General features: G+C 37.2%; 12 protein-coding genes and 1 tRNA gene. All 13 read left to right on the top strand.

All coding sequences use genetic code 11. The features are described 5' to 3' along the window. The first annotated feature begins 49 nt into the window (after positions 1-49). On the top strand, positions 50-421 hold the full coding sequence (rsfS, locus tag UFO1_RS14415) for a ribosome silencing factor (RefSeq protein WP_038671884.1): 372 nt from the start codon (positions 50-52) through the stop codon (positions 419-421). A gap of 64 nt (positions 422-485) precedes the next feature. Further along, positions 486-1370 (top strand): S1 RNA-binding domain-containing protein, encoded by an 885-nt coding sequence (locus UFO1_RS14410; protein ID WP_038675236.1) that lies wholly within the window; start codon positions 486-488, stop codon positions 1368-1370. A 189-nt stretch (positions 1371-1559) separates the two neighbouring features. Then, positions 1560-2477 carry a chemotaxis protein gene (locus UFO1_RS14405; RefSeq protein WP_038671882.1) on the top strand — a complete coding sequence of 306 codons (918 nt, stop codon included), beginning with the start codon at positions 1560-1562 and terminating at the stop codon, positions 2475-2477. 426 nt (positions 2478-2903) lie between these two features. After that, complete coding sequence (locus UFO1_RS14400; RefSeq protein ID WP_038671880.1) at positions 2904-3587, top strand: hypothetical protein; 684 nt, start codon at positions 2904-2906, stop codon at positions 3585-3587. Between the two features lie 268 nt (positions 3588-3855). After that, positions 3856-3931 (top strand) — tRNA-Ala (locus tag UFO1_RS14395). 486 nt (positions 3932-4417) lie between these two features. Further along, positions 4418-5866, top strand: a complete 1449-nt coding sequence (locus UFO1_RS14390; protein ID WP_051788951.1) for a tetratricopeptide repeat protein — start codon at positions 4418-4420, stop codon at positions 5864-5866. 182 nt (positions 5867-6048) lie between these two features. Further along, a complete protein-coding gene (locus tag UFO1_RS14385; protein ID WP_051788950.1) occupies positions 6049-6540 on the top strand; it encodes a hypothetical protein in 492 nt (163 codons plus the stop codon). A 368-nt stretch (positions 6541-6908) separates the two neighbouring features. Continuing rightward, on the top strand, positions 6909-7583 hold the full coding sequence (locus UFO1_RS14380; protein WP_038671877.1) for a DUF1847 domain-containing protein: 675 nt from the start codon (positions 6909-6911) through the stop codon (positions 7581-7583). 65 nt (positions 7584-7648) lie between these two features. Next, positions 7649-8857 carry a MalY/PatB family protein gene (locus UFO1_RS14375; protein WP_038671870.1) on the top strand — a complete coding sequence of 403 codons (1209 nt, stop codon included), beginning with the start codon at positions 7649-7651 and terminating at the stop codon, positions 8855-8857. A gap of 140 nt (positions 8858-8997) precedes the next feature. Beyond that, a complete protein-coding gene (locus UFO1_RS14370; RefSeq protein WP_038671869.1) occupies positions 8998-10014 on the top strand; it encodes an MtaA/CmuA family methyltransferase in 1017 nt (338 codons plus the stop codon). Between the two features lies 1 nt (position 10015). Beyond that, complete coding sequence (locus UFO1_RS14365) at positions 10016-11650, top strand: ASKHA domain-containing protein (protein ID WP_236639203.1); 1635 nt, start codon at positions 10016-10018, stop codon at positions 11648-11650. A 25-nt stretch (positions 11651-11675) separates the two neighbouring features. Beyond that, on the top strand, positions 11676-12746 hold the full coding sequence (locus UFO1_RS14360; RefSeq protein ID WP_051788949.1) for a uroporphyrinogen decarboxylase family protein: 1071 nt from the start codon (positions 11676-11678) through the stop codon (positions 12744-12746). A gap of 321 nt (positions 12747-13067) precedes the next feature. Further along, positions 13068-13364, top strand: a complete 297-nt coding sequence (locus UFO1_RS14355) for a DUF2325 domain-containing protein (protein WP_038671868.1) — start codon at positions 13068-13070, stop codon at positions 13362-13364. The last annotated feature ends 47 nt before the right edge of the window (positions 13365-13411 follow it).

Raw genomic sequence — 13411 nt, 5'->3', positions numbered from 1 at the left:
GGGGACAATAATAAGGATGATAATTTATTTGAAAAAATAGGAGGATTTTATGAGTGATACAACTACGACCTTAGCAGAAAAGATTGTGGTGGCTGCCGAGGATAAAAAAGCTACAGATGTTGTAATTCTTGATGTGGGTGGGGTTTCTTCTGTTACTGATTCTTATGTAGTTTGCAGTGCGAAATCAACGATCCAGGTTCAGGCTATTGCTGATAATATTGAAGATGAATTAAAAAAACAAGGGATAACTATGTTACACAAAGAAGGGCATCGTCAAGGACGTTGGATCTTATTAGACTTTGGTACTTGCATTGCCCACGTATTTTTGGAAGAAGAGCGGGAATATTATAACTTGGAACGTCTGTGGGGCAATGCACGGAGTGGCGAGCTGGCGCAAGGCCAATTAAATGAAAATGAATAAATTGCTGACAGTTTTAGCCTAATGTGGCGAAATACTGTTGGTATAGGTGGTAGTTAGAATGGAAATAGAAAATACAAGTAAACTAACCCCTGGCAGTGTGGTAACACTTAAAGTAGTTAGGGCCAGTGAATTTGGCGTATTTCTAGACGCTGGTACTGGTAATACAAACGATGATATTTTGTTGCATAAACAACAGCAAGGAACAGAAACAGTAGCGGTTGGGGATGAAATTCCTGTCTATTTGTATCTTGATCCTAAGGGCCGGCTTACTGCTAGTCTAAAGTTGCCTAAGATGCAAGTGGGACAAGTAGCTCGTGTTACTGTAATTAATACTACTCGTGATGGAGCTTTTGTCGATATTGGTGCCGAACGTGGTGTATTTATGCCTTTTGCTGGCATGCGCGGTAATCTAAAGCGCGGTGACAAAGTATGGGTGAAACTCTATATCGACAAATCAGGACGGCCTGCGGTTAGTATGGAAGTAGAAGATGAACTTAGAATTGCTTCTGTTCCAGCAACAGATGCTAAAATTGGTGATATGGTAACAGGTTCAGTTTACAACTACAACGAGGAAGGTGCCTTCCTCTTTACAAAAGAACGTTATATTGCATTTATGCATAAAAGTGAAATTACAGCGAGGCCCAATGTAGGAGATGAGATTACGGCGCGTATTACGCATATTCGAGAAGACGGACGGATCAATGTTTCTATGCGTCCTTTAAAACACGAAGCAATTAGTGCCGATGCCGATGCAATTCTATCCCTTTTGCATTCTCGTAATGGTAAAATGCCATATAGTGATGCTACTTCGCCTGAAATCATTAAGGAAAGGTTTCATATTAGTAAATCAGCCTTTAAAAGAGCCTTGGGTAATCTAATTAAAACAGGATATGTAGAACAGCGAGAAGGATGGACATATCTTCGAGAATTAGATAATACAGAGAAATAGGTCTTGAATAAGATTATTGTCAATAAAAATGACAATAATCTTTTTTTTAGAGGAAATTTGTCGAAAAGACCTTTGTAAAGAAGGAATTATTGGTTTTTTCGAGAAAATTAAGGTTAATAGATAATTAAAAAATATAGGCAGTCGCAAGTTCGTTGCGGTGAGTCAATATAAAAAATTGGAGGCGTTTCTATGAGCGATGCTGCAAATGCTAAAAAGGGAATTTTATTAGAAACGGGTACAAATGAATTTGAAATTGTAGAATTTACAGTTGGCAAGGTCAATTATGGAATTAATGTAGCAAAGGTTCGGGAAGTAATTAATTTAGTTCCTATTACCGAAATGCCAAATTCTCACCCTTACGTCGATGGTATCTTTACATTGCGTGGAAGGGTGATGCCCCTTGTTAATTTGCCTCGCTGTTTAGGAGCTGAGGATTCAGGATCAAATACTAAGAATATTATTGTGAGTGAATTAAATAATTATTTTATCGGTTTTTTAGTAAATGAGGTATCCCGTATCCATAGAGTGTCCTGGTCAGTTATGGAGCCACCTCCGAATGTTACTAACTCTGATATGGTTGTTGGGATCATTAAGATGGGAGAAAAAATAGTTATCCTCCTAGATTTTGAAAAGATTGTTGCTGAGATTAATCCTCAGATTAACATTAAGTTAACTACATTACCTGAAAGTACAGAGGCTTCAAAAGAGCAACGCAAAACTAAAAAAATCTTCATAGCGGAAGACTCTAAAATGCTAAGAGATTTATTAGTTGAAACCCTTCATGAGTCGGGTTATCTGAATGTAACTGCCTATAATAATGGTAAAGAGGCTTGGGATGCTTTGTACGCATTAGCTGAATCAGGAGTACCCATTGAAGAAAACGTACATATGCTTATTACCGACATTGAAATGCCTCAAATGGATGGTCATCATCTGCTGAAAAAAGTTCGTGAAGATAGAGCGTTAGCAAAATTACCGGTAGTGATCTTCTCTTCTTTGATTAATGAAGAAATGCGTCGCAAGGGTGAAGCCATTGGTGCGGACGGTCAAGTTTCCAAACCAGAAATTGCTCAATTGATAGGCATTTTAGATGAGAAGTGTTTGTAATTAGAAGAAAATTCTTATTATCCTATTGACATTATGTAACTTCGTAGAAGTAAGCTTATACATTAGAATATTTAGATTTATAGATTTATAGATTTATAGATTTATGGCCTCATGCAGAATTGCATGGGGCCTGTTTATATTACGATCAGCTTGAATGGACTATACTAAATTTTGATAAAACGTATAAATTTGATCGAAAGATAAATAACCTTTAGGTCTTTTCGTTATTTTTTTGAAAAAGGTTTGAATTTTTATTAAAAATATACCTTTTGGTAGAAGAAATTGCCATTAAGATGCTTTATTATATACAAATGGGAAGTTCTTATAATTAAGTTAAATAATAGTAAACGCAATACTGCAAGTTGTGTATTATGAAATTTAAATGAATTATGAAAATTTCTCAATATAACAATTGGAGGAATTCACATGATAAAGAAAAGTGCAATGATTGCAGCAGCAGCTGTAGCAACTATGATCTGTAGTGGGGTAAGCGCAGCACCGCTAACAGATTACTCTGCGGGTAAAACTGCAATTGATTTAAGTTTTAGAGGTTCTGATATTGATGTCAGTGGTGGAGGAATTAATAATAGTTATGATAAAAAATCCAAGCTGGATTGGGGGATTACAACAGGTTTAGGTAGCAAGTTTGCTCTCCAGTACAATGGCTTCAATGCTAAAACAGAAGACAAAAATTTTAGTAATGGAGACAAAGAACACGTAGAAGTAAAAACGCAAGAGTTTAATGTACTATATAAGATTGATAAAAACGTATCTGCTTATGCAGGGGTTTTAAAGGTAAAGGGGTCCATTTCTGGTGATTATACTGTTGGTGGTCCTGCTAGTTTTCAAGCAGAAGATAAAAGTAAAATGCAATTTGGATTAATTGGTAGTACGAAGATCGCCGATAAAACAACTGCTTATGCTTCCTTTGCAGTAGCTTCAGATATTACTAACTGGAAGATTGGTGTGTCACAAGAGATTGCTCCTAATCTAGACTTCAATATTGACTATCGTAATATGAAAGTTAATAACGTAAACTATGGTGGTAGTACTGCTGATTATGATGTGACTTCTAAAGGTATTGGTTATGGTGTAACTTATAAATTCTAGTATTTATAAGAGCAATGGTGGGGTCTTATAGCCTTGTCATTGCTTTTTATATATTTACCATTAAGTTACTAAAGAGTATACTATTTGTATCTAAGTCACTAAAGAATACTCAAAAAAATCATAAATATACTTGCAAGGTTACTTGTTATGTTATATACTATAAAAGTACCTGAACGCACAACTAGGTAGATATTGAAAATTTGTCTATCGTATGTTACCATAAGGTGCAGTCGGCAGGAAATTTTTGCTGCTGACACAACTGAAATATGGGGGTGTAGCGCAGTTGGGAGCGCGTCTGAATGGCATTCAGAAGGTCAGCGGTTCGATCCCGCTCATCTCCACCAAAGTAAATTCAAGGATTTAGCACTTTTTGCTAAATCCTTTTTGTTTTGCTCACTTTTATCTCACTCTCAAAAAACTATCATTTTAAGCATAAAACTCTTCTAGACATATTCATCATTAATTGTAGTTAATGCAATTTTTTTTGAGTTTCGTTGAAAAATAGGAAAGAATCTTACTGTTTGAATTGAAGTTATGAAACTTACAAAATTAGAATTGTTGCCGTCTCACCTTAATTGATGGGATGTTTTTTTTATTCTACTTTATTGTTTTAGAATCGCTATTTATACATCTCACTCAAAAGAATCCTATCTTTGAAGATATAATCACACAAAGAAAGGTTAGTAAATAATTAGAATTAAATAAAAATAGAGTATACTTGGGGAACGAAATCTACAGTAATTGAGTAAGACGATTTGGGAACATAAAAACAAATTTCTAAATAGTTCAGGATCTGGCATTTATTTTTAGAGGTAGCAAGGAGAATGTATATGACACCAGAAATGCATTTAAATTTAGGGATAAAGCTGATTAAGAAGGGGGACTTGGAAAGCGCAGTTACGGCTTTTTGTACAGCTATAAAGTTAAATCCCAAATATTCACCGGCCTATAATAACTTAGGTTTGATTTTTAAAAATACGAATCGACTACTTGAAGCAGAGGCTTGTTTTTGTCGAGCCATTGAACTGAGTTCTAATGATTCGTATGCTTATAATAATTTAGGCCTAGTCCTAATGGATCTTGGTAATTTGCAGAAAGCGGAGGGATGTTTTCTCAGAGCCGTCGAACTAAATCCCAATAATTCGATAATCTACACGAACCTAGGTACTGCTTTAGAAGAAAATAGCCACTTAGTTGAAGCGGAAGGGGCATATCGTAGAGCTATCGAACTGAATCCCAATTCTCCAGAAGCGCATTATAATCTAGGAACATTCTTGAGATTTATTAAACGTTTTGACGAGGCAGAGGATCAACTTTGTAGAGCAGTCGAATTACGTTCAGATTATACTGAAGCAAATTTTTCCCTTGGAAATTTATATTTACTACGTGGAGAATTTGCAAATGGGTGGGGGAAATATGAAAAATCACGACGAAGAAGATCTAGATATCGGCAGCTGAAAATTCCGCAATGGCTTGGGGAAGATTTAACTGGGCGCAGTATTTTGCTATGTTGGGAATATGGATTTGGAGATACTATACAATTTGTTAGATATGTGCAAAAGGTAGAAAAATTGACGTCCAAAATAATTTTATGGGTTCAAAAGCCATTGGAACGTTTGCTAGCGGCCGCGCATCCTAATTTGACCCTTTATGCGGGCGATTGTCTACCGCAAGGGAAATATGATTATGTCTGCTCCTTACTTAGCCTACCCGTAATTTTTAATACCTGCAACGAAACCATTCCTCAAACTGTTCCATATATACCAGCTAGCCGTACAGCTTCGGTAACTTGGCGTGAAGCTCTGAGAAAGATCGATAATGATAAGTTGTACAGGGTTGGAGTGGTTTGGGCTGGGAATCCTAGACATCATAACGATTCAAAACGATCAATTCCTTTTGATGTATTCCATAAATTATTTGGTATTTCACGAGTTAGTTGGGTCAGTTTACAAGTTGGACTAAGAGCGGAAGATTTGATTGGAACACCATACAATATAATTGATTTTTCAAGAGATCTTGTTGATTTTATGGAAACTGCAGGATTAATAGAAACTCTTGATTTAGTGATAACTGTTGATTCCGCTGTGGCACATTTAGCAGGGACTATGGGAAAAAAAACATGGTTACTTCTGCCATTTGATCCCGATTGGCGTTGGCAATTGGATCGAGAGGATAGTTCTTGGTATCCGACAATTAGAATTTTTCGTCAAAGAAAGCTTGGTGATTGGCAGGAAGTAGTGGAAAGAGTTAAGAGGGCTTTACAAAAAGAGCCTATATGATGCAATGCAAAAGTGGAAGTAATGGAGGAGTTTGCAGGCATTTTCAGCAGTTATTAAAGTTGAAACCAAGATCTGATTCAAAATTTTGCTATTAAAATTTAATTGAACTTATATAGGTTAATTTTCCACGGATGCTCAAGGTGACTTTATGGAAAACTAAAAAAAAAGGAGGTAGGATATGTATGGAAAGAAAATTATCGAAAAGAAAAATGCTCCGTCGTAAATATAAACATTATGCTGCAGCTTTAGCAGGTGCCGCTATATTAACAGGAGCAGGAGCCGCAATTCCAGCGACTACCTTTGCATCAGCAAATCCTAATCACCAAACAGTAGTTACTAGTCATTCTAACTATGACACCAGGTATGATACTAGAAATAATACTGGCTCACATTATGACACTCGATACGATACTCGGAATAACAACAACGTTACCTATCATACTAGGTATGATAACAGGAATACTAGCGCTAGTTATGATACCAGAGATAACAACGGTTCTCACTATGATACTAGGTATAACAATGGCAATAGATTTGACACTAGATTTAATGATAGACATAATCATAGGCATAATTATAGACTTGGTTGGCATAGACATAATCATAGCTGGCCTAGTCCAGATGATAATCAGGCGTTGTACAAAGATGGTCAAATCTATTACAGCAATCGTTAGAATGACTTTAACCAGTCATTTAACTATCACAAGAAATATTTAATATCTTAATTGAGAGAGACACTTAGACAAAAATCGTCTAAGTGTCTCTTTCTCTTTTTAGCTACTTAAGTAAATATGTGCGGTAATCAATTTTTGAAAAATAAGGAGCGTCCTAATTCTTTAACTTGACACTAAAATAGTAATGTGGTAAATTAAAAATGAAATTTTCCTGAATCAGCCTCATTTGCATATTTAGAATGTTATATATATCTACAATATAATAAAGTCCATTATTTTGGTTGATCAGATAAACTGAAGGCTGAAGATGTTTTATACATTTTCGGCTTTTTTTTTGATAATAACAGTAATTAATTGGAGGCATTATAATGAGTAAAGAGAAAGAATTAAGTCACTTAAGTTGTACAGATTGTAGCATTTATAATTGTAAAAGCAGAAGCAAACAATTTCCAGGGTTTTGTTTAACTACGAAAGATAATGAAGGACATCTTATTGCCGATGATATTGAAGAGATTAAGTTTCATTTGCAAGGGGATGAACAGGACGCTGTCGTAGCTAGAGCATCAGCTCAAGTAGAAGGCTTATTTTATGGAAAACTAACTAGAGTCGAGGAAATTATTGAATTTGCTAATCGTATTAATGCGAAAAAAATTGGTATTGCTACTTGTGCTGGATTGATTGAAGAAGCCAAGATTTTTGCGGAAATTCTAAAGGCTAAAGGTTTGGATTCTTATAGCGCTATTTGCAAAGTGGGTTCGGTAGATAAGGCGGAAATTGGAATACTAGAAGAACATAAAATTAGACCAGGTACTCATGAATCTATGTGTAACCCTATCTTACAAGCTCGCATCCTGAATTACCAGAAAACAGACTTGAACGTAGTGGTTGGATTATGCGTTGGACATGATTCCTTGTTTACAAAATACTCAGATGCACTAGTTACCACTCTGGTTACCAAAGATCGAGTTACAGGACACAATCCCGTGGCAGCATTGTATACAGCACATTCTTATTACAATCGCCTACGGCAGAAGAAAGACTAAATGACGTAACAGAATTTCGTCTGATTTGGGTTATTTACTATAAAAATAAGTGAGGATATCGTACAATGACAAAAGAAAATACAACATTTAACTTTGATCAAATAATACCTCGTCATGCTACAGGTTGTTCTAAATGGGATTCCTTGGAAAAAGTGTTTGGCAGTGAAGACGTATTGCCTCTATGGGTTGCTGATATGGATTTCCCGTCACCTGAAGCAGTGATTAGGAAAATAAATGAGCGTGCTAGTCACCCCATATATGGGTATAATACGCAAGAATCATCACTCTATCAGTCTATTATCGAATGGGTTAAGAGCCGCCATGGATGGCAAATTGAAAAGGACTGGATTTTGCTTGCTCCTGGGGTTGTTCCGTCCATTGCTCTTTCAATTCTTGCCCTATCAGAGCCTGGTGATGGTATTATCATTCAACCTCCTGTATATCCACCATTTTTTGCCTCGATCAAAGATAATGATCGGGAAATTGTTTTAAATCCTCTTCTTTTAAAAGATGGTCGTTATGAAATTGATTTTGAAGATTTAGAAGAAAAACTTTCCAACTCTAAAAATAAGTTACTGTTACTGTGCAGTCCTCATAATCCGGTTGGACGTGTGTGGAAGGAAGAAGAACTGAGAAAAATATATGAACTATGTCAAAAATACAAGGTGGATGTGCTATCTGATGAAATACATAATGATTTAGTATTTTCTGGGCATAAGCATACTGTATTTGCTTCTCTTGGCACGCCTGCTTGTAAACAAAGTGTCACTTTTATGGCCGCTAGCAAAACCTTCAATATCGCAGGGCTCAACTTTTCTTTTATGATTGTCCCTTGCCAGCGCCGACGTGCTCTGATTGAAAGGTGGATGCATAGGTTGCATATTAACCGCAATAATCTCTTTGGTGTACTTGCCACGGAAGTTGCTTATCAAGAAGGTGATGCATGGCTAGATGCGCTACTTTCCTATCTTGAAAAAAATGCGGATGTTTTAGTCGATTTTGTCCAAACAAGACTACCTAGAGTTAAAGTAAATAAGCCAGAAGGGACTTATTTGGCATGGCTGGATTTTCGCGCCTATTTCACTAATGCGAAAGAGTTAGAGCATTTTCTTGTGCATACAGCAAAAGTCGGTTTGAATTCTGGTGCAAATTTCGGTAGTCAGGGAGAAGGATTCGCTCGAATTAATCTTGCGACGCAACGAAGTATATTGCTGGAAGCATTAAATCGAATCGAAAAAGCATTGTTAGCGATTGACAGGAATGGTAAAAAATAATATAATTACATCAAAATTATAGAGTTAAAGCTGATCAAAGAACTGAAGGCTAGAGATACGGCATAGACCGTTTCTTTAGCCTTTTTTTTATATTTTTTTATTCCAATATGCAAATAAGTTAAAAGAGGAGATGATTTAATGTGATAAATCCTAAGGAACGATTACTTACAGTACTAAGGGGAGATAAAGTAGATCGTCCACCAGTGATATGTACGGGGGGAATGATGAACGCAGCTACTGTTGAGATTATGAACAATTCAGGTCATACCTTGCCAGAAGCTCACAGTGATCCGCAATTAATGGCTGACCTTGCTGCTGCTATCTATGAACAAACTGGGTTTGAGAATATTGGAATCCCGTTCTGTATGACGGTTGAAGCTGAAATTTTGGGGAGTGAAGTCACTTATGGTACATTAGCCTGTGAGCCTAAAATTACTAAAGAAGTTTTTCTGACTGCTAGTGAAGTCATAATGCGAGATGTTAATGAAATGTTAGGTACTGGACGCATTGGAACAGTGGTGGAAGCTGTGGGGATACTAGCCAAGCGTTATCCTGATATACCTATTATTGGTAACTTGACTGGACCTGTTAGTACGGCGGCTTCCCTCGTAGATCCAGTGTCCTTATTGAAAGAATTTCGAAAAAAACCAAAAGATTGCCATAGGGTATTAGATTATGTTACTGATCTATTAATTGGTTTTGCTAAGCAAATGATTGCAAATGGCGCTACAATTATTTCCATTAGTGATCCGACAGCTACGGGTGAAATCTTAGGGCCTAATATGTTTCGAGAATTTGCCATTCGTTATATTAACCGCATTGTTGATGCCGTGCATGAAAAAAATATTCCTATATTGCTTCATATTTGTGGAAATATGAATGCTGTACGTTCTCTTATATCTGAAATTAGAGCGGATGCGATCAGTACGGATGCGGTTGTTAACTTGCGAGAACTCAAAGCCTATATTCCTAAGATTACGACTATGGGCAATGTGAGTACCTATCTATTGCAATTTGGAACAACTGAAAAGGTGGCTAGTCAGACTCGTCGTTTAGTTAAGGATGGGGTGGATATTATTTCCCCTGCTTGTGGATTAAGTACATCGACTTCATTAAAATTAATCAAGACCATGACTGATGCTGTCAAGGAGGGATAACATGATGAAGAAGGTTACATTTCACCACGCTGGGCAGACGACAAGTATTATCGTTCATGCTGGTGAAAGTATTTTGACAGCTGCGAGGCAAGCAGGGGTGATACTAGATTCACCCTGTAACGGCAATGGAACATGCGGTAAGTGTAAAGTAAAAGTATCGGTACTTGATGAACAGCCAGAGACGGTGCTAGCCTGCAACACGAATGTTCAGAATGATGTAACGGTGGAAATTATTGAGCGTCAGGACAATGGGAATCTTCAAATCAAGCATGAGGGTTTAGCGTCAATTGTAGAGATCGACGGCGTGATTAATAAAAAATATATTGCCGAGACAGGTAGAACTAATGTTTATCGCAATGAACAATTCATTGCTAGCGAACAAGGTGATACAGAACAAGATAGTTATGGTTTGGCTATTGATATTGGAACAACGACTCTTGTTGTTGCGCTGATTCATCTATTGACAGGTCAAGAACTTGCAGTAGCAGGAGCACTTAATCCTCAAAGCCGATTGGCGCAAGATGTATTATCTCGGATCAGATATGCTTCGAATGAACAAGGTCTATTCGAAATGAATCAACTCCTTATTGAAGAACTAAATCAGATGATTGCACAAGTGACGATAGAGGCTGGCATTTCTTCTAATCATATCTATGAGTTGGTATTAAGTGGAAATACTTGCATGTTGCATTTGGCCACAAACACCAATCCAGTCACTCTCGGTAAATATCCATATACCCCGGTTATCCGAGGTGGAAACGCTCTATCAGCGAGTGATTTAGGATTTAGCCTTGCAGGTATTGCACAAGCTTATTTACCACCGATTATTTCCGCCTATGTGGGTGGTGATATTACTTCAGGTATTCTTGTCTCGCGTTTGTCTAAAAGTGAAGGTACTAGCTTGTTTATTGATATTGGAACGAATGGAGAGATTGTATTGGCTGCCAATGGAAAACTTGTTGCTACTTCAACTGCTGCTGGGCCAGCCTTTGAAGGAATGAATATTTCCTGCGGCATGCGGGCTGCCCCTGGGGCGGTAGAGGGGTTTGACCTAACTTCAGAGGGTGAAAGTATCGTAAAAAGTATTGCAGATCAGGTACCTGTTGGGATATGTGGTAGCGGTCTATTGGATATTGTTGCTGCTATGGTGAGAAGAAGAATTATCGGTAAGAATGGAAAATTTAATAAGAATATCACTGGGCAGTTAAGTACTTTCCTGACTAATGTTAATGGAAAGATGGTCTTTTCCGTAGCGGAAGGAGTATTCCTTTCCCAGCCAGATGTAAGGCAAGTACAGTTGGCTAAAGGTGCTATACGTGGAGGGATTGAAGCCCTTCTTGACTACCAAGGGTTAGTAGCTGCAGAGGTAGATAGGGTGCTGATTGCTGGGTCTTTCGGTTACCACTTGAATCCGGAAAGTTTAATTGAAATTGGCTTATTGCCTGAGGCGTTCAGAGGAAAAATAGAATTTTTGGGCAATACTTCCAAGAGTGGTAGTCAAGAGTTACTTCTCAATCAAACCTCTCGATTAGAGAGTAGGAAAATTGTTGAGTATATCGCCGTATTGGAGCTGGCAACGATTGATAACTTTGATCGATTATTTGTTAAATGTTTAGATTTTACAATGGTAAGCTAGTTAAACAGAAAAAGGAGGAGCTACTATGAATAGGCGGAATGTTGTTTTACAAACAGTAAGTGGTAAAACAACGGAAAAGTTGAAAGGCTATCCTCTTTCAACAGCTTTATTATCAGGTGGGACATGGGCCTTTCGTCAGAAGGGTTTAACTCTTAGAGATGGGTTAGACGTACCTGAGGAAGCGGCGAAAACGATTGTGGAAATAAATCAAAAAGTAGGCTCTGATATTGTTTGGCCAGGATCAGGTTATCATAATTTACTCGTTGAAGCATTGGGGGGGAGCATTAAATTTCGTCCTCAAGGGAATATTGACGTAATAGAACCATTGTTACATCGCATCGCTGATCTTGATAGTATCGAGATTGGTTCTTTAGATAAAAATAGGTGGATAGCCTCAGTTCGGCAGATGATAGAAACTACAGATAGAACCGCAGGTAAAGAATATTTGGTTGGGACATCAAGTTGGGGACCCTTTACGCTGGCTGGGCAATTTTTGGGTGTTGAAAAACTGATGATTGGTTTATACAAAGATAAAGCAAGCATCCATGCTTTGTTGGATTTTGCCAGTGAAGTGTGTTTTCAATACTTGGCACCTACAGTGGCAAGAGGTGCAGCCATCTTATCGATTGCTGAACCAACAGCTTCTGGTGATTTAATATCATTACGTCATTTTGAAGAATTTGTTGCACCTTATTTGACTAAAGTGAATGAACGTTTGAAACAATTAGGCGCTGTCATTACGCTTCATATCTGCGGAAATATTACAGATCGATTGTCTGTGGTTCCTCATCTAGGTGTTGATTTATTGTCTGTTGATTATAAAGTTAGCCTTAGATATGCAAAGGAGGTTTTGACTAATAAAGTAGTATTGGCTGGAAATGTAAATCCCATGATATTAAGAGATCGATCAGTGGAAGAGGTAGTGGTAGCAGCCAGAGAATGTATAGTGGAAGCAGGGGAAGAAGGAAAATTCGTATTAATGCCTGGTTGTGATATTCCACCTAGTGTACCGTTAGAAAACGTTCAAGCTTTTATTAGGGGTGCGCACGATTATATAGGGGATGTTGAATTACAGACAGGTTCAAAAGAAGAATAGAGATAAAAAACGAACTGATCAGTCACATTTAAAAATTGAAGAAGTATATGTAGTTTTTTAAATCTTAAGATTTTTGAATTTATCAGAAGTTATATTTAGTTAGATACAATAAAAATGATTGACAAGGATAATGAGAGGTGTTATATTACTATTAATTAAATCATGTATTAGCTGATCATGACAAATGAAGGCTAAAAGAGTCCTGGGTAAGGGATTCTTTTAGCCTTTATTTTTTAAAAAAAAGCTGACTGGATAACCAGAGGCTGGTTTTTTCTCATAGGAAAAAACCAGTCTCATTTTTATTATAAAGGAGGTGAGAATATGTCAGTTATGCTAGTTGGCGCAGATCATTTGGGCAACATTGAGAAAAATTTGCAGATGATGGGAATTCATACAATTGAGCATGTAACTGGCAGAAATGTTAGCGATCGAAAAAAATTCAAATGCTCATTATCGACAGCTTTAATTGTGATTTTTATTGACTATATCAATCATGCAACAGCTAAAAATATTAAAAATATGGCTAAGTCCCAAGGCGTACCGCTCATTTTTGCTAATCGATCTTGGAGTTCATTACAGGATAAACTAGCTGGTTTTAACGTAAGCGAGTTAGGGTAAGCAATGGGAGTTTCTTATATTGGATGCTAGGATTGATCAGAGTTGAA

The organism is Pelosinus sp. UFO1 (genome assembly GCF_000725345.1).
In the GTDB taxonomy this organism is placed as follows: domain Bacteria; phylum Bacillota; class Negativicutes; order DSM-13327; family DSM-13327; genus Pelosinus.
The sequence above is the reverse complement of the archived record's forward strand: the minus strand, read 5'-3'. Positions and strand labels throughout refer to the sequence as shown.